The organism is Drancourtella sp. An12 (genome assembly GCF_002160935.1).
In the GTDB taxonomy this organism is placed as follows: Bacteria; Bacillota; Clostridia; order Lachnospirales; family Lachnospiraceae; genus Sellimonas; species Sellimonas catena.
Genome location: NZ_NFLO01000024.1, coordinates 1 through 22,921 on the forward strand (window position 1 = coordinate 1; position 22,921 = coordinate 22,921).

General features: G+C 47.3%; 24 protein-coding genes. All 24 read right to left on the reverse strand.

The features are described from left to right. Positions 1-419: 419 nt before the first annotated feature. Positions 420-1,676 (reverse strand): MFS transporter, encoded by a 1,257-nt coding sequence (locus tag B5E64_RS15595; RefSeq protein ID WP_242960255.1) that lies wholly within the window; start codon positions 1,674-1,676, stop codon positions 420-422. Positions 1,677-1,700: 24 nt separating this feature from the next. Beyond that, positions 1,701-2,603 carry an ATP-binding cassette domain-containing protein gene (locus B5E64_RS15600; protein WP_087169379.1) on the reverse strand — a complete coding sequence of 301 codons (903 nt, stop codon included), beginning with the start codon at positions 2,601-2,603 and terminating at the stop codon, positions 1,701-1,703. A gap of 83 nt (positions 2,604-2,686) precedes the next feature. After that, positions 2,687-3,340 carry a TetR/AcrR family transcriptional regulator gene (locus tag B5E64_RS15605; protein WP_087169380.1) on the reverse strand — a complete coding sequence of 218 codons (654 nt, stop codon included), beginning with the start codon at positions 3,338-3,340 and terminating at the stop codon, positions 2,687-2,689. Between the two features lie 74 nt (positions 3,341-3,414). Further along, entirely contained in the window at positions 3,415-4,770 is a 1,356-nt protein-coding gene (radA, locus tag B5E64_RS15610) for a DNA repair protein RadA (protein ID WP_087169433.1), read from the reverse strand. Positions 4,771-4,900: 130 nt separating this feature from the next. Further along, complete coding sequence (locus B5E64_RS15615) at positions 4,901-5,314, reverse strand: endosialidase (RefSeq protein WP_087169381.1); 414 nt, start codon at positions 5,312-5,314, stop codon at positions 4,901-4,903. 68 nt (positions 5,315-5,382) lie between these two features. Beyond that, entirely contained in the window at positions 5,383-7,821 is a 2,439-nt protein-coding gene (locus tag B5E64_RS15620; RefSeq protein ID WP_087169382.1) for an ATP-dependent Clp protease ATP-binding subunit, read from the reverse strand. Positions 7,822-7,841: 20 nt separating this feature from the next. Further along, positions 7,842-8,216, reverse strand: coding sequence for a GntR family transcriptional regulator (locus B5E64_RS15625; RefSeq protein ID WP_087169434.1), 375 nt, complete (start codon positions 8,214-8,216; stop codon positions 7,842-7,844). Positions 8,217-8,314: 98 nt separating this feature from the next. Continuing rightward, positions 8,315-9,244, reverse strand: coding sequence for a cysteine synthase A (gene cysK, locus B5E64_RS15630; protein WP_087169383.1), 930 nt, complete (start codon positions 9,242-9,244; stop codon positions 8,315-8,317). Positions 9,245-9,447: 203 nt separating this feature from the next. Continuing rightward, positions 9,448-10,722 (reverse strand): phosphoribosylamine--glycine ligase, encoded by a 1,275-nt coding sequence (gene purD, locus B5E64_RS15635; RefSeq protein WP_087169384.1) that lies wholly within the window; start codon positions 10,720-10,722, stop codon positions 9,448-9,450. 72 nt (positions 10,723-10,794) lie between these two features. Continuing rightward, entirely contained in the window at positions 10,795-11,421 is a 627-nt protein-coding gene (purN, locus tag B5E64_RS15640; protein ID WP_087169385.1) for a phosphoribosylglycinamide formyltransferase, read from the reverse strand. After that, positions 11,415-12,440, reverse strand: coding sequence for a phosphoribosylformylglycinamidine cyclo-ligase (gene purM, locus B5E64_RS15645; RefSeq protein ID WP_087169386.1), 1,026 nt, complete (start codon positions 12,438-12,440; stop codon positions 11,415-11,417). Before purM ends, purN begins: the two co-directional genes overlap by 7 nt. Before the next feature lie 33 nt (positions 12,441-12,473). Further along, on the reverse strand, positions 12,474-12,995 hold the full coding sequence (gene purE / locus B5E64_RS15650; protein WP_087169387.1) for a 5-(carboxyamino)imidazole ribonucleotide mutase: 522 nt from the start codon (positions 12,993-12,995) through the stop codon (positions 12,474-12,476). Between the two features lie 164 nt (positions 12,996-13,159). After that, the gene (locus tag B5E64_RS15655) at positions 13,160-15,208 is read right to left on the reverse strand and encodes an aminopeptidase (protein WP_242960256.1); all 2,049 of its coding nucleotides are present in this window, start codon (positions 15,206-15,208) and stop codon (positions 13,160-13,162) included. 1 nt (position 15,209) lies between these two features. Further along, a complete protein-coding gene (locus B5E64_RS18530) occupies positions 15,210-15,611 on the reverse strand; it encodes a DUF6142 family protein (RefSeq protein ID WP_087169388.1) in 402 nt (133 codons plus the stop codon). Continuing rightward, a complete protein-coding gene (locus tag B5E64_RS15665) occupies positions 15,559-16,062 on the reverse strand; it encodes a VanZ family protein (protein ID WP_087169389.1) in 504 nt (167 codons plus the stop codon). The genes B5E64_RS18530 and B5E64_RS15665 overlap by 53 nt, the downstream gene beginning before the upstream one ends. A gap of 12 nt (positions 16,063-16,074) precedes the next feature. After that, complete coding sequence (locus tag B5E64_RS18230) at positions 16,075-16,227, reverse strand: hypothetical protein (protein WP_171027886.1); 153 nt, start codon at positions 16,225-16,227, stop codon at positions 16,075-16,077. Positions 16,228-16,240: 13 nt separating this feature from the next. Beyond that, positions 16,241-16,921, reverse strand: coding sequence for an orotate phosphoribosyltransferase (gene pyrE, locus B5E64_RS15670; RefSeq protein WP_087169390.1), 681 nt, complete (start codon positions 16,919-16,921; stop codon positions 16,241-16,243). 163 nt (positions 16,922-17,084) lie between these two features. Then, positions 17,085-17,360: a GNAT family N-acetyltransferase gene (locus tag B5E64_RS18825; RefSeq protein WP_343284090.1), complete on the reverse strand. Its 276-nt coding sequence runs from the start codon at positions 17,358-17,360 to the stop codon at positions 17,085-17,087. 12 nt (positions 17,361-17,372) lie between these two features. Beyond that, positions 17,373-17,510: a hypothetical protein gene (locus tag B5E64_RS18830; protein WP_343284091.1), complete on the reverse strand. Its 138-nt coding sequence runs from the start codon at positions 17,508-17,510 to the stop codon at positions 17,373-17,375. A gap of 125 nt (positions 17,511-17,635) precedes the next feature. Further along, a complete protein-coding gene (locus tag B5E64_RS15680; protein ID WP_087169391.1) occupies positions 17,636-18,541 on the reverse strand; it encodes a dihydroorotate dehydrogenase in 906 nt (301 codons plus the stop codon). Next, the gene (locus B5E64_RS15685) at positions 18,541-19,323 is read right to left on the reverse strand and encodes a dihydroorotate dehydrogenase electron transfer subunit (RefSeq protein ID WP_087169392.1); all 783 of its coding nucleotides are present in this window, start codon (positions 19,321-19,323) and stop codon (positions 18,541-18,543) included. Before B5E64_RS15685 ends, B5E64_RS15680 begins: the two co-directional genes overlap by 1 nt. 24 nt (positions 19,324-19,347) lie before the next feature. Next, on the reverse strand, positions 19,348-20,274 hold the full coding sequence (gene pyrF / locus B5E64_RS15690) for an orotidine-5'-phosphate decarboxylase (protein WP_087169393.1): 927 nt from the start codon (positions 20,272-20,274) through the stop codon (positions 19,348-19,350). Positions 20,275-20,279: 5 nt separating this feature from the next. Beyond that, positions 20,280-21,614 (reverse strand): dihydroorotase, encoded by a 1,335-nt coding sequence (locus B5E64_RS15695; RefSeq protein ID WP_087169394.1) that lies wholly within the window; start codon positions 21,612-21,614, stop codon positions 20,280-20,282. 96 nt (positions 21,615-21,710) lie between these two features. After that, positions 21,711-22,919, reverse strand: a complete 1,209-nt coding sequence (locus tag B5E64_RS15700; RefSeq protein ID WP_087169395.1) for a S41 family peptidase — start codon at positions 22,917-22,919, stop codon at positions 21,711-21,713. Positions 22,920-22,921 lie beyond the last annotated feature (2 nt).

Consider the following 22,921-nt stretch of genomic DNA (forward strand, 5'->3'; position numbering starts at 1 on the left):
CAAGATCAACTCTCGCTAATCCATCCCGTTACTGTTGTCTGGTTTGTGGAACTTGAAGTTCCTTGTTCTGAATAATTCTCATGAATTTTCAGGGATCGTTGTCTATTGTTCAGTTATCAAAGTTCTTTGTTTTCGTTGCCGTTCTCTCGCGACAGCTATATTAGATTATCACATCCGTTCCTTTTTGTCAACCACTTTTTTCATCTTTTTTCGAGTAATTTCTGTGGCGGTCCGTCAAGCCAATGCGGAAAAGCCGTCCTCAGGATTGTCACTCTGAGATGTTTTGTGCTGACAGTTATCAGCGGAACGTGTTATATATTATCATCCAGGCTTATAAATGTCAACAACTTTTTTTGACTTTTTCTATCTTTTTTCGCACTTTGGTTTTTTTGCTTTTTTTACCTGTTTCGCCGCGCTTTTCAGCGCGGCTGTGATCTCAGGCTTCCAAAATATTTCCCGGTTCCTGCTGCCAGAAGAAGAGACGTGATTCCGGCAAACAATATAACAAATGCTTCTTTATCCCGACATGCATCAAACAAGATTCCATACAGTGCATTACCTAAAGGCTGTGAACATGTCGACACCGTCAGTGTCATTGCAATTACTTTTCCTATCAGATTCCGAGGTGTCGCAATTTGAATGTACGATATCATCTGTACTGTAAAAATCGTGGAAAACAGCATGACTATAAAACAACATACTGCCATTACTCCATAAACTGTCAGCGCAGAAACAGGAAGAAGCATCGAAATCCCCATTGGAAACAAACACAACGCGCAGATCAGTATTGCTTTTCCTGCATCTTCTATCTGTAGCTTTTCTGAAAAGATTCCCGCACATATGCCACCGGCAAGCCCTCCTGCTCCAAGTGCTCCTTCTGCAAATCCACAAAGTCTGTTTGCCAGATTGGTCTGAATCTCCAATACTTCTGTAATGATGTATGGCATTCCTACTATAATCATTGCTGACAAAAACAGGTTGATTCCGCAGATTACCAGCACAACTTTTCCGATCTCCGGGCGCTCTCTTCTTATAAATTGAAAACTTTGCTCAAAATCTGCACGGACGATTTTCCAGATTCCCTCTTTTTTCTCCGGCTTCTTATATGGAATATGAATAAAGATTTCCATTACTGCCGATGCAAAAAAGCAGGCTGAACAGATAATCAGAACAGTACGCAGTCCATAAGTACTGTAAAGGACTCCTCCGAGTACAGGTCCGGTCAGAGAAGACAATGAATTCACCGTATTAATCACCGAATTCGCTTTCATGACATGCTGCTGTGTTACCAATACGGGAATTGCGGACTGAACAGATGGCTGATACGCTCCGGCAATTCCATACAGCAGCATCAGAGCACCTGCCAAAAGGAAAATCTGACCGTCCTGCTCCAAAAAAATCGAAACGAAAATAGTTAATGCAGCTGTAAAAAAATCAAGAACAACCATAATCGTCCTTTTGTTTACACGATCTGCCACAATTCCTCCAATCGGCGACATAACTATTGATGGCAGAAATGCGCAGGCCGTCACCGTACCATAAAGCACAGAAGAGCCGGTCTGGTTCAGTAGATAAAGCGGGATCGCAAAGCGCAGTGCTGCATTTCCAAACAGGGAAATGATCTGCCCGATTACAACAAGGATAAAGTCTCTCGAAAATCGTGCTTTTTTCATCATGATTATACCTCCATTTTTTCTATTTTATTTGCTGTTCTGTTGCAGGTAAACATGGCTCCCGCCACAAATACTACGCTCATTCCTGCTGCAGGTACCTCCATCCAGAATCTGCCTGAAATCGTCTGAAGCTGAATCCCTGTTACCCATGACACTGCATACAACACTCCAAGCGGTACTCCAATTCCTGTAATTGCGACTGGCAAAGTCAACGCACCTACCAACAGACATTTGACCTGATAGATCTTTTTTCTTGGAACAGGATAAGAAAAAAGAAGGGATGCTTTCTCTTTTCCATAATCCCTGATGATCACATTTCCTGTTGCCGTTGTCACAAAGATAGTGCAGCACGCAAAGTTTAGCGCACTCACTAGTGCCGCCTGTCCTTCCCAAATAAGAAAAATCGTATCTTCCTCTCCTTCCGTCTGCGAGACCGCCAAAAACAAAAGTGTCCATCCCGTTAAAAGGTTCATCCAGTACAAGCAGATCAGGATGATGAATCATAGCACGCGCCAGTCCAAGCCTCTGTTTCATACCAAGCGAATATGTAGATACCGGCTTATTCCTGACTGAAAACAATCCGGTCTGATGCAGGATCTCTGAAATATTTCCAGATCTCTGCATATACGCAAGATGCATTTTTAAATTTTCCACCGCATTCAGATGTTCATAAAATACGGGCCTTTCTATCATACTGCCGATCCGGGTCAGATATCTTCTGTCTGTCTGCGGCTTTTCGCCAAATAGAAGAACACTTTCTTCCTCTGCCCTCTGAAGTCCCAGCAAAATTTTCATCAATGTTGTCTTACCGGCTCCATTGATTCCTACAAGTCCATAACTTTCCCCTGCCCGGATCTCCATACTGCACTGCAAAAGTACACACTTGTCCTCATACCATTTCCCGATTCCTTTTGCTTCTGCTATGACCATATTCTTTCCTCCTTTTAATACCGGACGTCGGTATGTAAAATTTTATAAAAGAACTGCCCGTTTTTCAGGGCAGAATCCCTTTACTATTTCTTTTTGTTGTAAATCACTGCCAGTTCCTGCAGTCTCTGCACCATTTCTTCATCCACAATGTCCAGTCCGAATCCCTGCATCATCTGTCTGAATACCATAAATTTTGCATAGGACTCTTCCGGACTACTGTCAAACACCATCGGATTCATCCAGATATTAGCCGCCAGTATAATCAGCTCAGCAAGCTGTTCCGGAAACTCCGTCCGAATCGATCCATCTTCAATTCCCTCTTTGATAATCGGAAGAATATAGTACGGTGCCACTACTTCGACCGTCTCCCGGAGAAGACTGTCAAGCAGCCGGGGATTATTCTGAAAATCCGGAGCCACCGTAAAAATATCATTCTGTACCGGACGGTTGATTGAAGCCTTGAAAATCTCCTGCAGCTTCTCCTTCCCGTTCATGGCGGATGCATCCCGTATCTTTGCAAGTCCCTGGTTTGATTCCATTGTCATACGGTCTGTTACTGCGATCAGGATGTCTTCTTTTGATTTGAAATGATGATAAATTGCCCCCTTACTCAAGCCCCCCAGGTTGTTGATGATGTCCTGGATAGATGTATGCTCATAACCTTTTTCCAGAAACAGGCGGCTTGCTACATCCAGGATCTTTTCCACAGTCTCTTCCGGATGCTTGTTTCGTGCCATTTCAATCCTCTCCTCTATACATACTTTTAGTATGTATAGAATTTATCATACTGTCGGTATGTTTGTCAACCCTTTTATAGATATTGAATTGCTTCGCCGACATTTTTTACCCCGATCAACCTCATCCCTTCAACCTTGCCAACGCTGTCCATGGAAACAGCCGGCAGCATACAGGTCTGAAATCCAAGTTTTTTCGCTTCCAGAACTCTTTGCTTTGGCATGCTGACCGCACGGACTTCCCCGCTTAATCCGACTTCTCCAAACACAATCATATGCGGATCTGTGACTTTATTCTGATAACTGGATACAAGCGCCAGAACAATACCAAGATCAATGGCAGGTTCATTCATCCGGATTCCACCTGCAATATTCACATAAGCATCGCAGTCTCCCAGAGCCATGCCAAGCCGTTTTTCCAGTACTGCCATCAGCAGATTTACACGATTATAATCTGTGCCCGCTGCCGTTCTTCTCGGCATACCAAAGTTTGTCCGGCAGACCAGCGCCTGAATTTCCAGAAGAATCGGCCTTGTTCCTTCCATGGAGCATGCTACAATGGAACCTGACGCCTGTTCCGGCCTGCCGTTCAGCATAAATTCAGACGGATTTTTGACTTCGTGAAGCCCGTCCTCTCTCATTTCAAAGACGCCGATCTCATTGGTGGAACCAAATCTGTTTTTGACTCCCCGCAGAATCCTGTAGGACGCATGTCTGTCTCCTTCAAAATACAGAACCGTATCCACCATATGTTCCAGCACTCTCGGACCGGCCACTGTTCCTTCCTTTGTCACATGGCCGACAATAAAGATCGTAATTCCCATACCTTTTGCCAGATGCATCAATGTGTTGGTTGCCTCCCGTACCTGCGAAACACTTCCCGGCGCAGAACCAATCTCCTCGCTGTACATCGTCTGGATAGAATCGATCACTGCCACATCCGGTTTTTTCCTCTGAATCACTTCCTCGATTGTTTCCAGATTTGTTTCACACAAAAGGGTAATCCGGTCACTAAAGTCCCCCATCCGGTCTGCCCGAAGTTTGATCTGCCTTGCAGATTCTTCTCCGGAAATATAAATGATATCTTCTTTCTTATCTCCCAGAATCCGGCACATCTGCAAAAGCAGCGTGGACTTTCCGATTCCCGGATCCCCGCCCACCAAAACGAGAGAGCCTTTGACAATCCCTCCACCAAGTACACGGTCCAGTTCTTCCATCTCTGTCCGGATTCTGTCCTCCCCTTTTGTTTCTATCTGTGAGAGGGAAACCGGCTCTGCTTTTTCCCGGTCTCTGGTCATACTGCCCTTTTCCGGGATTTTCTTTTCTTCTACAAATGTATTCCATTCCTTGCATGCGGGACACTGCCCAAGCCATTTTGCCTCCTCGTGCCCGCAATTCTGACAGAAAAATACCGTCTTTTTTGTCTTTGCCATTCTGATTTTCCTCTTTCCTGACTGAATTTCTCTCTGATAATACCTGAAGTAAGTCCAATATACTTTCCTGATAGAATAAAAAAATGCTGCAAAGCCATCTTCCGGTCTTTGCAGCATTTTGCCTGTCCAGTTATGCTTTTATGATTCTCACACAAACAGTCTGATCCGGCTGCAGCTCTGCACTGACACTTAATTTTCCACTCAGGTTTGTCTTCATCTTCCCTGCGTTCACATCATCCAGATATACAGTGTATTCGCTGTCCGCCTCCAGTTCCAGTGTAAACTGAGCATCCTCTTTACCGCTCACCTGAAAAGATACTCCGCTTTCCTCCGCGCGGAATCCTTCTACTGCAGTTCCTGGGACCGATTCGTAAACGAACATGCCATTTTTCTCAAGCTTTGTGATCTCTGAAAAGGTCTTCACCTTATAGATATCTCCCTCAAACTCGAATCCTTCTTTCTTCGTCTTGGAAGGTAAGGTATAATCGCCGAAGCTGATCGTTCCATCCTCATTCGCCCTCAGTAACTCTTTGACTGCTGTCATGTCTTTTTCCTCCTGGTCGTATCTTATATTTACCGTAGTCTCATTATATAATAAACGGCTCTTTTTTTCTAGTTCTTTGTCTCTTTCACTGTAAATTTTATCTCTTTTTTAGAAACTCCTGCTTCTACCAGATCGCCCCGCTTGATCTCTCCATTCAGTATCGCTTCTGTCAGCGGATCTTCCAGTTGTGTCTGCAGAGCACGTTTCAACGGTCTTGCTCCGTATTTCCGGTCATTTCCGGCTCCGGCAATCTTCTTTTTCACAGAGCTTCGGATTTTCAGTGTAATATCCAGCTGTTCCTTTGCCCTTCTGACAAGATCCTGGCATAACAGTCCTACAATCTTTTCCAGTTCTTTTTCTGTCAGGGCATGGAACACAATGATCTCATCGATCCGGTTTAAAAACTCCGGCCGGAAGATCCGTTTCACTTCATCCATTACATTGCTCTGCATCTTTTTATAGTCTTCTTTTTCGTCCTGCACGGCATTGAATCCGAGACGTTTTGCATCCACGATGGACTGTGCGCCCGCATTGGAGGTCATAATGATCACCGTGTTTCTGAAGTCTACTTTTCTTCCCTGAGAATCTGTGATATGTCCGTCATCCAGCACCTGAAGCAGGATATTGAATACATCCGGATGCGCTTTCTCGATCTCATCAAAGAGTACCACAGAATATGGATGCCGTCTGACTTTTTCGCTGAGCTGTCCGCCGTCCTCATGTCCTACATATCCCGGAGGGGAGCCGATCAGCTTGGATACGCTGTGTTTTTCCATGTATTCGGACATGTCGATCCGGATCATGGACTCTTCGTCCCCGAACAGTGCCTCAGCCAGTGCCTTGGAAAGCTCGGTCTTTCCGACTCCTGTCGGTCCAAGGAAGAGGAATGAGCCTACCGGTCTGGTCGGATCTTTGAGACCGACCCGGCCTCTTTTTACTGCTCTTGCTACCGCACTCACCGCATCCTCCTGGCCGATCACTCGTTTGTGCAATGTCTTCTCCAGTTTTCTGAGACGCTCTGTCTCTGACTGGGCAAGCTTCTGCACCGGAATCTTTGTCCATTCTGCCACAACTTCCGCGATATCCCCTTCTGTCAGGACAATCCGGGAATTCTTCTGTTTCCGGTTCAGTCTTCCTTTGGCCTGACGAAGTTTCTCACTGGTTTCCTTTTTCTCCTTCACAAGAAGTGATGCCTCTTCCATACGCCCTTCTTTGATGGATGCTTCCAGATCCTGATCCAGATTCCTTACCAGCTGTTCCATCTGCTCAATGTTCTCCGGTACTTTGAAGCCGCGAAGCGCTGCTTTGGAGCAGGCTTCATCCAGAACGTCAATCGCCTTATCCGGCAGGAATCGATCGCTGATATAACGGTCAGAGAGTACCACTGCCTCCTCAAGCGCCTCCTGGCTGATTGCGATCTTATGATGTACCTCGTATTTTTCACGGATTCCTTCCAGAATCCGGATGGTCTCTTCTTTGGACGGTTCTTCTACCATGACCGGCTGGAATCGTCTCTCAAGTGCGGCATCTTTTTCAATGTATTTCCGGTATTCTGTGATCGTCGTTGCCCCGATCAGCTGGATCTCCCCTCTTGCCAGAGACGGTTTTAAAATATTGGACGCATCCATGGCGCCTTCCGCGCCGCCTGCGCCGACTACCGTATGAATCTCATCCAGGAACAGGATAATGTTTCCGTCCGCCTTCACTTCATTTACCAGTCGTTTCATCCGCTCTTCAAACTCTCCCCGGTATTTGGAGCCGGCAATCAGAGCCGCCAGATCCAGTGACAGTACTCTTTTTTCTCTCATTTTTTCCGGGACCGCCTCTTTGGCGATCCGCTGTGCAATGCCTTCGATAATTGCCGTCTTTCCTACACCCGGCTCACCGACCATGCACGGATTGTTCTTTGTTCTGCGGCTTAAGATCTGCATCAGTCTCTGCATCTCTTCCTCACGGCCGACCACCGGATCCAGCCTTCCATCTTCCGCAAGGGCTGTCAGGTCGGTGCAGTACTGTTCCAGAACTGCGCCTTTTGCAGCGCCTTCATTTTTTTCGGCAAATGCTTTTGGATTTTCTCCGATAGCAGCGAGGCAGTCCTGCATCACCTTCTGAAGATTTAAATTCAAAGTGATGAGAATCCTTGCCGCCACGCAGTCAGTATCCTGAATAATTGCCAGAAGCATATGCTCCGTTCCAATTTCTTCCATACGGAAACGCTCCGCGATCTTCCGGCTTTCTTCCAGTATGAATTTCAGTCTCGGGCTTTCTTCCGGTGTCCCCGAAAAGGTCTCTTCCCCTACCGTGGACACCAGTTCTCCCACGACTTTCACCACTTCATCCTCTTTCAGGCCGTTCATATCCAGTACCTGCCCTGCCACTCCGGAATAGACAGATTTCAGCCCCAGAAGCAGATGCTCTGTCCCGATGTACGGATGCTTGAAATCCTTCGCGTAGTTTCCGGCCGCATCCAGTGCTTCCTGGGCCTGCCTTGTATATCTGTTCTCCATGCCTATCCTCCTGATCTGATTTACTCTGTCTCGTATTCGTGGAAAATCTCGTCCACCAGCTCGTGTACTTCTTCCCGCGTAATATTTTTACAGTATCCTCTTGCAAGGACCATACGGAGCTGCCTCTTCATATCTTCCAGCGCGTGAAGTTTATCCTCACTGACCGCAATCACAGCTCCCCTCCTTCTGTCAAGCTGTATGAATCCCTCCTGCTTCAGTACGGTATAAGCCTTATTGACCGTGTGCATGTTCACGCCGATCTGCTCGGAGAGTTTTCGCACCGATGGGAGCGTGTCTCCATCCTGAATCGCGGAAAGTGCGATCCCCATAATGATCTGGTTGCGCAGCTGCATGTAGATCGCTTCATCACTGTTAAAATCAATCTCTATCATGATTTCTTTCATAAACGCTCCACCCTTTTCTTTCGTTTGTTACACACATCATATAACAGATGGCATGATTTTGCAAGAAAAAGATACTTTATCCGGCTTTCCTATGCTTCAAACAGCGGCGTGGAGAAGTACCGTTCTGCCGTGTCAGGGAGGATCGTTACCACAGTTTTTCCTTTTCCAAGCTGTGCTGCCATTCTGCGGGCTGCTGCCACATTCGTTCCACTGGAGATCCCGCACATCAGTCCTTCTTTCGCCGCAAGTTCTCTGGCTGTCTGAAGGGCTTCCTCGTCTGTCACAATTGTAATATCATCATAAATCTCCTGATCGAGGATGCCCGGAATCAGCCCGTCCCCGATTCCCATCTGCACGTGGGTTCCCACTTCCTTTCCGGAAAGAATCGCCGCATGTTCCGGTTCGACTGCCCAGATGACGGTGTCCGGATTTGCCTCTTTCAGTGCCTTCCCGATTCCCGTTATGGTACCCCCGGTACCGATTCCGGAACAAAATCCGTCGATGGTGCAGTCTGCCTGTGAAAGAATCTCCCGTCCGGTCCATTCATAGTGCACCCGGACATTATTCTCATTTTCGAACTGTTGCGGCACGAAAACATTCGGGTTTTCTTCGGCCATCCGAAGGGCAGTGTTCAGGCATTCCTGAATGCAGTCGCCAATATTCCCCGCATCGTGGATCAGTCGGACTTCCGCTCCGTACTGACGGACCAGTTTTCTTCTCTCCTCACTGACAGAATCCGGCATGATGATGATTGTACGATATCCTTTTACTGCACCGATCAATGCAAGACCGATTCCCTGGTTTCCGCTTGTCGGCTCCACAATCACGGTATCTTTTGTAATTTTTCCTTCCTTTTCAGCCGCCTCGATCATTCCAAGTGCCGTCCGCGTCTTGATGGAAGCACCCACATTGACCGCCTCAAATTTCACAAGAATCTGCGCGTCATCCTTCCCTGTCATGTGCTGCAGACGGATCAGAGGGGTATTCCCTGCCGCCTCAAGTATATTTTCATAAATCATCTGACCTTACTCCTTTTCTTCTCGTTCTTCTTATTATATGCCCTTCTTTCTCCTTTTGCAATCAAGGCTGGAAAGAACAAAGAGTTCCGCGAGTGCGCATCCCGCGGAGCGTTTTTGTTTAACAGGGAACGAAGTTTCCTGTTAAATGAAAAAACGGATACAGAGCCTCTTTCTGTACCCGTTCTTCCGGTTTTCCCGCACCTTTATGCCTCGTCAATGGCCTTTCCGATATCATGGCGCATATATTTGTTGGCAAAGGAAATCCACTCCGTTGCCTCGTAAGCGTTCTTTCTTGCTTCTTTTAAGTCTGCTCCCTTTGCGGTAATGCCAAGAACACGGCCGCCGTTTGTTACGATCTCGCCTTTCTCATTTTTCTTCGTTCCCGCATGGAAACAGTAATATCCTTCTTTGTCTTTGAAGTTTTCAAATCCGGTAATCGGGATGCCTTTCTCGTAGGAAACCGGATAGCCGTCAGACGCCAGCACAACGCAGACTGCCGCATTGTCTTCGAATTCCAGATTGACCTGATCCAGCGTTCCGTCAATGCATGCTTCCATGACATCTACAATGTCTGTCTTCATTCTTGGAAGTACAACCTGCGCCTCCGGATCTCCAAATCTTGCATTATATTCCAGTACCTTCGGTCCGTCTTCTGTAAGCATCAGGCCAAAGAAGATGATTCCCTTGAACTCTCTTCCCTCCGCACGCATAGCGTCCACGGTCGGCTGGAAAATGTGCTGCTCACAGTATGCCGCAATCTCTTCGGTATAGAACGGGCTCGGTGAAAATGTACCCATTCCACCGGTATTTAATCCTTCATCTCCGTCTTTGGCACGCTTGTGGTCCTGTGCGGAAGTCATCGTTTTTACGGTTTTGCCGTCCACAAAAGAGAGAACCGATACTTCTCTTCCTGTCATGAACTCTTCCACTACCATTGTATTTCCGGATGCTCCGAATTTCTTATCCAGCATGATCTCTTTGACGCCTTCTTTTGCTTCCTCAAAACTGTTGCAGATCAGAACGCCCTTTCCAAGCGCAAGTCCGTCTGCCTTTAAGACAATCGGATATTTGGCTGTCTCCAGATAGGAAACCGCTTCCTCTGCATTGTCGAAATTTTCGTAAGCAGCCGTCGGAATATTGTATTTCTTCATCAGATCTTTGGAAAACGCCTTGCTTCCCTCGAGGATCGCCGCATTTTTCCGTGGTCCGAAGGTACGGATTCCGGCTTCCTCCAGGACATCCGTCAGTCCTCCTACCAGCGGATCATCCATTCCGATCACAGCAAGATCGATCTTCTTTTCCTTTGCAAAGTCCCGGATCTTCTCAAACTCCATCGGTCCGATCGGCGCACACTCTGCAACCTCCTCGATCCCTGCATTTCCCGGAAGGCAGTAAATCTTCTCCACCTTGCTGCTCTTTGCGACACTCATGGCGATAGCGTGTTCTCTCCCGCCTCCGCCGACAATCATTACTTTCATCTGACATCCTCCTTACTGTATCAACCAGAAAAAGGGTATTGTCTTTCTTTCCTACAATACCCCTTTTTGTCTCTATTTCTGAATCACGACGTGTCCGTCTTTTACAGACACTTTCCCGTTGGCGATCAGATTGACCGCTTCCGGCATGATCTGCCACTCTGCCTGCTCCATCACACGTCTCTGAAGCACTTCCGGCGTATCGTCCGGGAACACTTCCACTGCTTTCTGAAGAATAATCGGTCCGGTATCTGTCCCTTCATCTACAAAATGCACGGTCGCTCCTGTAATCTTCACTCCACGCGCCAGGGCAGCCTCATGTACTTTCAGCCCGTAATATCCCGTTCCGCAGAAAGACGGGATCAGAGACGGGTGGATATTGATAATCCGGTTTTCATATTTACGGATCAGCTCCGCCGGAATCACCACAAGGAATCCGGCAAGCACGATCAGATCCGGCTGGAACGCATCCACCGCCTCCATGAGGGCATGGTTAAACCGGGCACGGTCCTCAAAGTCTTTCGGGGAAACGCATTTTGCCGGAATCCCTGCCTGCTCGGCCCTCGTCAGGGCATATGCCTTTTTATTGTTGCTGATCACACCGGCCACTTCGGTGTTTGTGATCTTTCCATCCCGCACTGCATCCAGAACGGCCTGAAGATTCGTACCGCCGCCGGATACCAGGACTACCACTCTTAGCATAATGTGACTCCTTTTTCTCCTGCCTCAATGTTTCCGATCACGCAGGCTTTGTCTCCTGCTGCTTCGATTGCGGAAAGTGTTGCTTCCACATCGCTTTCATCCACGGCAATCACCATTCCGATTCCCATGTTGAAGGTATTGTACATCATATGTTCCTCGATATCTCCTTCTTTCGCAAGCATGCGGAAGATCGCCGGAACTTCATAGCTGTCTTTTCTGATTACTGCATGTGTGCCGTCTTTGAGCATACGCGGTACATTCTCATAGAATCCGCCTCCCGTGATGTGGCTGCATGCTTTTACAGTCACGCCTGCCTCGCGGATACTCTTGAGAGCCTTTACATAAATTCTTGTCGGTGCAAGAAGGGCTTCTCCGAGCGTACATCCCAGACACTCATGATATGTCTCCAGAGATTCTCTGCTCATGTCAAATACTTTTCTTACAAGAGAAAATCCGTTGCTGTGTACACCGGAGGAAGCGATGCCGATCAGGACATCTCCTTCTTTTAATGTCTCTCCTGTAATCATATCCTTCTTGTCGCAGACACCTACGGCAAATCCGGCCAGATCGTATTCATCCTCTGCCATCAGTCCCGGATGCTCTGCTGTTTCACCGCCGATCAGAGCCGCGCCGGACTGTACGCATCCTTCTGCAACTCCGCTTACGATCGTAGCGATCTTTTCCGGTTCATTTTTCCCGCAGGCAATATAGTCAAGGAAAAACAGCGGTTCACCGCCTGCACAGGCAATGTCATTGACACACATTGCCACTGCATCGATTCCGATGGTGTCATGCTTGTCCAGTACCATGGCAAGCTTTACCTTTGTTCCGCATCCATCTGTACCGGATAACAATACAGGCTCCTCCATGTTTTTGATTTTCTCCAGTGAAAAGGCACCGGAAAATCCTCCCAGTCCTCCGATCACTTCCGGACGCATCGTCTTTTTGATGTGCTCTTTCATCAGTTCTACTGACTTGTAACCTGCTTCGATATCCACACCTGCATTCTTATAATCCATGATCGTTCCTCCATAAGATCGTGTTTTCTGAATTTATTTTGCGGCTTTCTGAGCCATGTATTCTTTATGTCCAAGCTTTGCAAGCTTCTCCGCCTTTGCCTCGACCTCTTCCTTCATCTCTTTTGAGTAATCCTTCAGTCTCTGAAGCAGTTCCGGATCAGAGGTTGCAAGAATTTTCGCTGCAAGGATTGCGGCATTCTTTCCGCCGTCGATTGCTACTGTTGCAACCGGGATTCCAGGCGGCATCTGTACGATGGAATAAAGTGCGTCCTGACCGTCCAGTACCTTTCCTGTCATTGGAATACCGATGACCGGCATCGGGAAGATTGCAGCGCACATGCCAGGAAGATGCGCAGCCATTCCGGCTCCTGCGATGATTACTTTGAAATCCTTTTCTTCCGCAGATTTCGCGTATTCGTAGAAAACATCCGGCTCACGGTGTGCGGAGATGATTGTCATCTCGTATTCTACTCCTAATTTTTCCAGCATATCAGCAGCCTGGCTCATTACTTTCATATCTGAGTCGCTGCCCATAACAATTCCTACTTTTGGCATAGTGTCCTTCCTTTCTTTTCTCAGGTCTATGATTTATAAGTTTTCTAAATAAATAGATTCCTATTTATAAGTTATTTTACTAATACAGGCGGGCTCTGTCAACCGATGCCCGCCTGTGTAGTGATTATATTTTCTTATAACTGGGAACCTGCCCTGCTTATGATTTAGCGGCAGTCCAAAGGTTCGTTCAAAATCTCTGTTCCCGGCAGGACAAAACGTCCGTCTTTCAGAAGCGGAATTTCACTTCCGTCTTTCCGGATCACCGTGATCGCTCCCAGTTCATCGTACGGGATGGTGATATCTGTATGGCAGTGCATGTAGGCCTGTTCCGGATTCTCTTTTCGCAGAATGGAAACTTCGTTATCTCTTGCCACAATCTCTTTTCCGTCCGGATTGTAGACCTTCGTATCCTCACTGTAGCTGTAGCACGTATCGCCTACCGCAAAATGCGGTCCGGTTTTTTCCGCAATGAGAATCGGATACTTGTCCTCGATTCCGAATCTGCGTCCTGCCACATAGGCAGTCGTATTGGTTCCGATGGCAAATTCCCCCAGCGGAAGGGTCTCATGGTTAAACAGAATGTTTTCCTTCACATAGTCCCTGCACGCTTTTTCATCCTCAAAATTTCCGCATCCATACCCGGAAATCATGCCGTCCTGGAAACGGATTTCCAGATCCCGGTACTGAAGACCGTTTAAATATACCCGGCTTACATGCAGCACTCCGTTCGTGCCTCTGAGCACCGGAGAGGTGAATACTTCTCCCACCGGAATATTGACATCCGCAACGCAGTTTTCAAAAATCGTTTCTTTCTGCGGATCCTGAAGGCGGTAAAGCTGTACCGTCAGATCAGTACGGTTTTCGCCTGATCCGAGAATGTGTACGGACTCCCCTTCATCCAGAGCATCAATCATGGTCTGCTGTACTTTGGAATACAGGTCTGAATCCAGCGTATTGATCCGGATCACTTCTCCAAAGATCTCCTCAAACTTCTCTCCGATCTCCGGCACCGGCCATGAGATGATCGTAAAGCTTCTCTCATCGCCCGGAATATAGGTATTTGTGATCTGGCCTGCCTTGCCGTCAAAGGAAAGCAGCATTTCTTCCTGCTTTTTCGTAAGAGTAAGCGCCTCTTCTTTCTTCTGCGGAGCAAACGGAATCTCACCGAAGACTTCCATCACTGCCGGGCCGGCAAATCCTGCTGCCAGCTCTTTATTCTGCTCGTATACAGTCTTCATCACTTCCAGCCTGCGCTCCACATAGTGCTTGTCCATAAACAGCGCCTGATCGTCCTTATGGTCGTAATCATACTGCTGATTTGGAATTCTTCCGAAATACCCGTTTCTGGAAACACCGCGTCTTGTCAGCACACTTGCCCCTGCACGGTAGATCGTTGGGCGCAGCCCCATAGCTTCAAAGTTTGCGACTGCCTGCTTTACGACCCGCTCAAATCCAAGCTTAAACCGGATGTTTACCGTTGTCTTCTTTGACAGATCTTTATTTCCAAGAACAAATCCTTTGCGGAATCCCTCTGTATAAACATCCGCCATCTTCTGAATCGTCTCCTCCGGAAGATCGGCAATATATTTTGCCGTCTCGATCTCATTGTCGGAAATATATTCGCCATAGCGGTACAGATACTTCAGATCGCTCAAATCACTCCTGCAGATAATATCCACCGCAAAGGTACGGTCCGGATCAATCTGATCCATAATCCGGTCTGCCGCAAATACTTCACAGTAATCATTCGCGTACCAGTAAAAAATATCTCTGACTGCCTGATACTCCGGTTCCTCTTCAAAGCAGTTATAAATCTCAATAAATAATTCGTTCAGAATGGAGAGATATTCCATCTGTCCTTCATATGCATACACAATGCCGGAACGCATCTCACTGTAAAGCGCACTTAAAAAACTGCCAAACGTCTCTCCCAGCATTTTCTGTGCATAAGCCGGATTTCCATAGCTTGTCTCATACTGTTCCGGGAGAATATCCTCATAAAGCTTCCGGTTCTCCTCCGCCAGCATCAAAATATCCGCACTCTCCCAGTCTCTGTTTCGTACCAGTTCCTGTACCTCGTCCAGCATCAGAAGAAATTCTGCTGTCTTTCTGAAATAATCCCGGTACGGCTCTTTGACCGTCTCCTCTAACATGATAACGCCGAGACGCTCTTTGGAAAGCTCATATCGTTCTCTTACCATCACATCATCCATCTTACAAAAGCCCCCTGATAAAAATTCCCGCGAAACCAATCAGAATTGCCAGATTACATGCAACTCCGATCTTACAGGTAATATAATTTTTGTCTCGTTCTTTGAATCCCCGGAAACCGGTGATAACACCCATCCATGAGCCAAAAAAGATCACAAGCGCAAGCCCGCCGACGAACGCCGGAGCATTTCCTCCTGTGACAATGGAAATAATAATCATAACAATCAGCGCCACAAAAAAACCTCCCGCATAGATACAGGATGTGATTCCTCTGGATGCATGAGGTGTTCTATTTTCATCTCTCTTTTGGATCCTTTTTTTTCGTCTTTCTCTTTCCCTCTCCCGTCTTTTTCTACCTCTTATTCTTCTTCTGCCTCTGTCGTTTTCTTTGTCGTTTTTCCACATAGTTTCTCCTTATTACATTACATAGCGCAAACAGTATATATCCGCACAGTCCCCCGGCTGTATTCAAAAGCAGATCATCTACATCAAAGCTCCCTACTTTCGTAAGGAGCTGAAATACTTCCACAAAAAAGCTGATTCCAAAACTATAAAACACGGTAAGGAAAAAACTCCGGTTCCAGTATCTGCTTGCCATCGGCATAAAGAAACCAAACGGCACAAAAATCAGTACATTTCCAATCAGATTGGTAAATGTCAGCAGGCCGAGCTGTTCCCGGTACGTCCAGAATCTCCGGATTTCTCTGAACAGTTCCAGATTGTAATGATACTCCCTCATCTCACCGCTTCGGCCATACCAGTCTGAAAATAACAAAAACCAGAACAGAAACACAATGTAAAGAACAAACAACAATTTGCCAAGTCTCCTCAGCCAGTTTCTTTCCTGTGTTCTCAAATCGGCACCGCCTTAAAATGTAAGCTTTTTCTGATTTTTAAATAAGTGCGCTCCTCCGATGATTGACAAAATCCCGCAGGTCACTCCGACAACCATCAGAATGATTCCGACTGCAAGATTGCATGCACCGATGACTCCCATGCTGCGGTATACTTTTTCTTCCATCTTACAGGCCTCCTTATTTTACTCCGTACTGTTCATAATATGCGTCAATTGCTGCTTTTAATGCATCATCTATCACAATCTTTCCCTGGCAAGGCTGATTATAAAGATGCTCTACAACTTCCTCCATTGTAACAATCGCCGCCGTATCAAATCCATACAGGTCTTTTACTTCGTCCAGCGCACATTTCTCGCCGCCTTTCCCTACTTCCATACGGTTCAGAGATACCATCAGTCCTTTGATTGTTACATCTGCAGCACCTTTGACCTTCGGCACGGTCTCTTCCATGGATTTTCCGGATGTCGTTACATCTTCGATCATGATCACACGGTCACCGTCTTTTAACTGGCTCCCAAGGAAGCTTCCCTTGTCTGCGCCGTGGTCTTTTTCCTCTTTTCTGTCAGAGCAGTAACGTACTTCTTTTCCGTAAAGCTCACTGTATGCAATCGCTGTTACAACGCTGAGCGGAATCCCCTTGTAAGCCGGCCCAAACAGCACGTCAAAATCATCACCGTATGTGTCGTGGATGGCTTTTGCGTAGTATTCTCCAAGCTTCTTTAACTGAGATCCTGTCACATAAGCTCCTGCGTTCATGAAGAACGGAGATTTCCGTCCGCTCTTTAACGTAAATTCTCCAAATTTGAGCACATCGCTCTCCACCATAAATTCGATAAACTCTTTCTTGTATGCTTCCATCTCTTTTCAAACCTCCGTGTTTGTGGACTTTTCATCCAGACTCTTTATTTTTATCCTTCTGCCCGTCATCATCAGGCAGCAACGGTTAAATTCTTTTCAATTCTAACATACTCCCTGAAGTTTTTCAATTCCCAGGGGCCTCCATATCAGATTTGATATCCGGTTATTTTCTCGTATAACTCATCGTGTATTCTACTTCCCCGGTTGCTTCATCCACACCTTCTCCGGCAATCCGGAATCCTTCTCTTTCATAAAACGCTGCTGCACCCTTGTTTTTCCGATAGACATGCAGCGTCAGTTTCGGATGCGTTTTTTTGACCTCATCGAGAAGCCTCTTTCCGATCCCGCGGGAACGGAATTTCTGTTCCACGAAGATTCCTGCAAGGTAGTCTCCCTGAAGTCCGGCAAATCCTCTTACAGCCTGCTCTTCCTCATACACGAAGATCTCCGCCTACAAAAACTGCTTTTTGACCTCCGGAAGGTTTTCCTCCCAGTATTGCTTCGGCACAAACGGGTGTGCCTCTTTATTTCCACTTAACCAGACTGCTGCCACCTGGTCAAGATCCTTTTCTTCCATCATGCGAATCATACCGCTTTCCTCCTTCTTCCTTTCTTTTTACAGAGAAGTTGAAAAAGAAAAGGCGTACCTTTACGATACGCCAGACTCTTTCTTTTTGGTATTTCGATCTTCTTTCGTTTTTCCAAAATCAAATGTTATTTGACAATGCCTGTCATGTCGGCCACGGTCTGGAATCCATTCTTGTCCATGTACGCCGCAATGCCTTCTGCGATTTCTTCTGTCGCCTTTGGATTGAAGAAATTCGCTGTTCCGACTGATACGGCACTTGCTCCCGCAAGAATAAACTCCACAGCATCTTCCCAGGTACTGATTCCTCCCATACCGATCACAGGAATCTTCACGGCGTTTGCCACCTGATATACCATCCGCACTGCCACCGGTTTTACAATCGGTCCGGATACTCCTCCGGTTTTATTTGCCAGTACGAACTGTTTCCGGTTAATATCGATCTTCATGCCGGTCAGCGTATTGATCAGGGAAACCGCATCGGCTCCACCCGCCTCTACCGCTTTTGCCATCTCCGTGATGTCCGTCACGTTCGGGCTTAACTTCATGATGACCGGCTGTTTTGCATATTTCTTTACCGCCTTTGTAATTGCTTCTGCCGCCTTTGGATTCTGTCCGAAAGCGATTCCGCCCTCTTTGACGTTCGGACAGGAAATGTTGATCTCCAGCATATCCACATCTTCGGACGCAAGCCGTTCCACGACTTCACAGTAATCTTCCTCGGAACGTCCGCAGACATTCACAATGATATTGGTGTCATACTGACGGAGGAACGGAATATCCCTCTCACAGAAGACATCAATCCCCGGATTCTGAAGTCCTACCGCATTCATCATACCGCCGTAGACTTCCGCCACTCTTGGGGTCGGATTGCCTTCCCATGGAACATTGGCAACACCTTTTGTCGTCACAGCACCAAGTTTGTTCAGATCTACGAATTCACAGAATTCCGCACCGGATCCGAAGGTTCCGGAGGCTGTTGTAACCGGGTTTTTCCACTCTACTCCCGCAATCGTTACTCTTGTATCTGCCATTATAATTCCACCTCCGTCGAAAGAAATACCGGACCGTCTTTACAGATGCGCTTGTTGTGCACATGGCTGTGATGATCGACTTCCTTTGATTTGCACACGCAGGCAAGGCAGGCGCCGATTCCGCATGCCATTCTCTCTTCCAGAGAAATGTAGCACGGAATGCCTTTTCCCTCCGCATAGTCTTTGATTGCACGGAGCATCGGTGTCGGTCCGCATGCATAGATAATGTCCGCATCCAGCTGATTTTCACGGATCGCATCCATCACGTTTCCTTTTGTTCCTACACTTCCGTCCTCTGTGGAAATATATACCGTTCCATTTTGCTCAAACTCTTTTTTCAGGAATGTCTGCGCATCCCGGTATCCCACAATAATCTGCTTTTCGCAGTCAATCTGACGGGCAAGTTCGAGAATCGGAGGTACCCCGATTCCGCCTCCCATCAGAAACGCTTTCTTTCCTTTTGCCGCCTCAAGAGGAAAGCCGTTCCCAAGAGGTCCGATGACCGGAAGTGTATCTCCCGCTTTCATTTTGGAAAACTCTTCTGTTCCGGTATTCTCTCCTGTTACCCTGTATACGACCCGGAGCATTCCCTGCTCCCGGTCGATCTCACAAATACTGATCGGGCGCGGAAGCAGTTTGCTTCCATCGTTTGTGTACATGGAAATAAACTGACCCGGCACTGCACTTTCGGCCGCCTTCGTCTTAATCCACATACTGAAAATTCCATCTGCCAGCTGTTCCTGAGAATGAATCACTGCCAGTTCTTTTTCTCTTTCTGCCATCTCTTCTTTTCCCCTTATCCGGTATTATCTGTTGTTCAGTGCCTGACTGATATCCGCAATCATATCTTCTACAGCCGCTCTGGAAGCATCTCCAAAATTCTCGGCTCCAAAACGTGCGTATTTCTCCTGCTTGTAGGCCGCGATAATGCCTCTGGATGAATTGACAATTGCTCCAAGACCGTCCTCGTTAAAGAAGTGTACGAGATCCTTGCCCTGTCCGCCCTGTGCGCCGTATCCCGGTACCAGAATATAGGACTTCGGCATAATCTTGCGGAGCACTTTTCCCATCTCCGGGTACGTTGCTCCTACAACCGCGCCGATGTAGCTGTACTCATCTCCCATGCATCCTTCTCCCCACTGGGCAACTTTTTCTCCAACCAGTTCGTAGAGCGGACGTCCGTCGATCAGCTGATCCTGGAATTCACCGCTTGACGGGTTGGATGTTTTAACAAGAATAAAGAGACCTTTCTTTTCTTCTTTGCAGACATCGATAAACGGATTGACTCCGTCGGAACCAAGATACGGATTGACTGTCACAAAATCCTCGTCAAACGGGGCGTAGGATCTGCTTCCCACCTGTACCTTTCCGATATGTCCTACCGCATAGGCTGCGGATGTAGATCCGATATCCCCTCTCTTGATATCTCCGATAACAACAAGCCCTTTCTCCTTGCAGTAATCTACTGTCTTTTTAAATGCCGCAAGTCCCGGAATACCGAACTGCTCATACATGGCGATCTGCGGTTTCACTGCCGGAATCAGATCGTAAGTCTTGTCCACGATCTCTTTATTGAACTGCCAGATTGCTTCCGCAGCTCCTTCCAGTGTCTCTCCGAATTCTGCAAATGCTTTTGCTTTTACCTGATCCGGTATATAATTCAACATCGGATCCAGTCCTACTACGATCGGTGCATTTGTTTTCTTAATGTTTTCCACTAATTTGTTAATCATACTCTCTACTCCTGTTCCTCATATGCTTGATTTTTATAGACAACATTTCCGTCTACCAGTGTGTATTTGACATCTCCTTTGACCTTCCATCCGTCAAACGGAGTATTCTTCCCTTTCGAGAAAAAGGTGTCCGTATCGATCTCATACTCTCTGGACGGATCGAAGACAACCAGATCCGCGATCTTTCCCTCGGATACAGAACCTTTGTCTTTCAATCCCAGAATTTTTGCCGGCGCAAAACTCATCCGCTCTGCCATCTGCATCGGCGTAAGCACACCTCCCTCGACAAGCTCTGTATAAGTCAGCGCCGCGCTGGTCTCCAGTCCTACAATTCCAAACGCCGCCTTTCTCATCGGTACGTCTTTCTCCTCAACGGAATGCGGGGCATGATCCGTGGAGATAGCCTCCATGACTCCTTCCTTCAATCCCTGGCGGAGCGCTTCCACGTCTTCCATCTCCCTAAGAGGAGGATTCATCTTGAACCGTCCATGGTCCTCCGTAATATCATCGGTGGAAAGGGTAAAATGGTGCGGGCAGACTTCTGCTGAAACAGAAATGCCTTCCGCCTTTGCCATCCGCATCAGATCCACCGTGCCCTTTGTGGAGCAGTGGCACAGATGCAGGTGTACTCCGGTATCCTTTGCAAGAAAAATATCACGAGCGGTGATAATGTCCTCAACGGAATTGGTGATTCCCGGAAGCGAAAGCTCCTCGCTTCTCTGACATTTGTTCATCACGCCGTCCTCTCCGGTATCCGGATCCCGGCGCAGATCGATCTCCTCGCAGTGCGCAAAAATCAGAAGTCCGTACTTTTTCGCAAGTTTCATTCCCTTACGGTACAGTGCGGAATTCATGACTGACTTTCCGTCCTCGGAAAGTGCCATGCACCCTGCTTCTGCCATTCCCTTGATATCGGCAAGTTCTTTTCCCTCTTCTCCTACCGTGATTGCTCCAAGCTGGATGATATTCACCGGCGACTCTTCCTTTGCCCGGCGGTGTACTTCCTCCACCTTTTCTTTCGTATCAATCACCGGTTTTGTATTCGGCATGGCGCATACTGTTGTTACCCCGCCCCGGGCAGCCGCTTCGCCTCCTGTTTTCAAAGTCTCTTTATACGTCAGCCCCGGATCGCGGAAATGTACATGCAGATCGATAAATCCCGGCATCACGTAGCAGCCGGAAGCATCCAGCATCTGCACATCCTCACTTTCAAGGCATCTCTGTATTTCTTCTCTGGTTCCTACTTTTTTGATTCTTTCTCCGTCTACCAGAACATCACAGACCTGGTCTGTTCCGGTAAGCGGATCCAGCACATGTCCATTCTGAATCCATGTTTTCATTCAGTTTTCTTTCCTTTCTGCTTTTGCATATTCCTCATGCTCAAGTATATATCATATCTATCTTACCATAGGACATAAAAAAAAGGAATGAAAATATCATTCCTTTTCTGTTCCATCTACGGCATTTTGTACTGTCTCGACCGCTTTTTCCAGCTGATTGTCCGTCTGATCATCCGCTGACTTTTCCACAACAATATCCGGGGTAATTCCTTCTCCATGGATATTTCGGCCGTCCGGCGTAAAATACTGTGCCGTCGTAAGTTTTAAGCAGGAGCCGTCAGACAGGGAGTAGAGCGTCTGTACGATCCCTTTCCCGTAAGTCTGTGTCCCGATGATGGTTCCTGTCCCATAGTCCTGAACCGCGCCGGAAAAAACTTCAGAAGCACTTGCACTTCTGCCGTTCACAAGAACTGCGAGGGGCTTCGTAAACTGGTGCTCATCATCTGATGTTTTCGTGTCCACACGCTCCCCGTTTTTGTCTTCAGTATAGACAATTGTCCCCTCAGGGAGAAGCAGATCAAGAATCTGACAAACGGTATCCAGATTTCCTCCCGGGTTGTCACGAAGATCCACGACAAGAGCTGTCATTCCTTCTTTTTCCAACGTTTCCAGTCCGTTCTGGAATTGTTCATAAGTAACACTGTCAAACTCGGTAATCTTAAGATATCCGACTCCGCCTTCCTTCATCTCGGTCTTTACAGTCCGGTTCTCCACAATCTTTCTTGTCAATTCCATATCAATACTGCTGCCATCTCTGCGCACAGTTACGGTGAGCTTCGTATTTTCTTCTCCTTTTACCAGATCTACAACATCTGAGAGGGACATTCCCGTCACGTCCTTTCCGTCTACCGACAGAAGGACATCTCCGTTTTTCATTCCTGCGTCCTCAGCCGGGGTGTCTTCGTAGACTTCCTGCACGGTAATCTCAAGTGTCTCCTGATCCTGTGCCATCAAAGCCCCTATCCCCGCATATTTTCCCTCGGTGGAAGCAAGAAGGTCTTCTGTCTCCTCCTTGTCATAATAGACCGAGTAGGGATCTCCAAGTCCCGCCACATAGCCTTTCAGTGACATATCCTGCAGATCTTCCTCTCTTACCTCATCCTCGTAGAGAAACTGATTTTCGATAATACTCTGTATCTCGGCAGCCTTCCTTGACGTGCCGGCACTGATTGCATCCGTGTGAAGACTGATCCTTCCCGTTGCTGTTAATCCTGCCAGCACAAGCAGTGCCGCCATAAACATCGTGAGGGCGCCGTAAAGCGCCCCCTTAAATAAAATTCGTTTTTCTTTCCTTTGATCTTCCATCT

Bases quoted from the DNA above. Each gene is read 5' to 3' on its own strand.
- B5E64_RS15595 (WP_242960255.1), bottom strand. From the start codon at position 1,676: ATGATGAAAAAAGCACGATTTTCGAGAGACTTTATCCTTGTTGTAATC.
- B5E64_RS15600 (WP_087169379.1), bottom strand. From the start codon at position 2,603: ATGGTCATAGCAGAAGCAAAAGGAATCGGGAAATGGTATGAGGACAAG.
- B5E64_RS15605 (WP_087169380.1), bottom strand. From the start codon at position 3,340: ATGGCACGAAACAAGCATCCGGAAGAGACTGTGGAAAAGATCCTGGAT.
- radA (WP_087169433.1), bottom strand. From the start codon at position 4,770: ATGGCAAAGACAAAAAAGACGGTATTTTTCTGTCAGAATTGCGGGCAC.
- B5E64_RS15615 (WP_087169381.1), bottom strand. From the start codon at position 5,314: ATGACAGCAGTCAAAGAGTTACTGAGGGCGAATGAGGATGGAACGATC.
- B5E64_RS15620 (WP_087169382.1), bottom strand. From the start codon at position 7,821: ATGGAGAACAGATATACAAGGCAGGCCCAGGAAGCACTGGATGCGGCC.
- cysK (WP_087169383.1), bottom strand. From the start codon at position 9,244: ATGATTTATGAAAATATACTTGAGGCGGCAGGGAATACCCCTCTGATC.
- purD (WP_087169384.1), bottom strand. From the start codon at position 10,722: ATGAAAGTAATGATTGTCGGCGGAGGCGGGAGAGAACACGCTATCGCC.
- purN (WP_087169385.1), bottom strand. From the start codon at position 11,421: ATGCTAAGAGTGGTAGTCCTGGTATCCGGCGGCGGTACGAATCTTCAG.
- purM (WP_087169386.1), bottom strand. From the start codon at position 12,440: ATGGATTATAAGAATGCAGGTGTGGATATCGAAGCAGGTTACAAGTCA.
- purE (WP_087169387.1), bottom strand. From the start codon at position 12,995: ATGCCAAAAGTAGGAATTGTTATGGGCAGCGACTCAGATATGAAAGTA.
- B5E64_RS15655 (WP_242960256.1), bottom strand. From the start codon at position 15,208: ATGGATGATGTGATGGTAAGAGAACGATATGAGCTTTCCAAAGAGCGT.
- B5E64_RS18530 (WP_087169388.1), bottom strand. From the start codon at position 15,611: ATGTGGAAAAACGACAAAGAAAACGACAGAGGCAGAAGAAGAATAAGA.
- B5E64_RS18230 (WP_171027886.1), bottom strand. From the start codon at position 16,227: ATGGAAGAAAAAGTATACCGCAGCATGGGAGTCATCGGTGCATGCAAT.
- pyrE (WP_087169390.1), bottom strand. From the start codon at position 16,921: ATGGAAGCATACAAGAAAGAGTTTATCGAATTTATGGTGGAGAGCGAT.
- B5E64_RS18830 (WP_343284091.1), bottom strand. From the start codon at position 17,510: ATGATTCGCATGATGGAAGAAAAGGATCTTGACCAGGTGGCAGCAGTC.
- B5E64_RS15680 (WP_087169391.1), bottom strand. From the start codon at position 18,541: ATGGCAGATACAAGAGTAACGATTGCGGGAGTAGAGTGGAAAAACCCG.
- B5E64_RS15685 (WP_087169392.1), bottom strand. From the start codon at position 19,323: ATGGCAGAAAGAGAAAAAGAACTGGCAGTGATTCATTCTCAGGAACAG.
- pyrF (WP_087169393.1), bottom strand. From the start codon at position 20,274: ATGATTAACAAATTAGTGGAAAACATTAAGAAAACAAATGCACCGATC.
- B5E64_RS15695 (WP_087169394.1), bottom strand. From the start codon at position 21,614: ATGAAAACATGGATTCAGAATGGACATGTGCTGGATCCGCTTACCGGA.
- B5E64_RS15700 (WP_087169395.1), bottom strand. From the start codon at position 22,919: ATGGAAGATCAAAGGAAAGAAAAACGAATTTTATTTAAGGGGGCGCTT.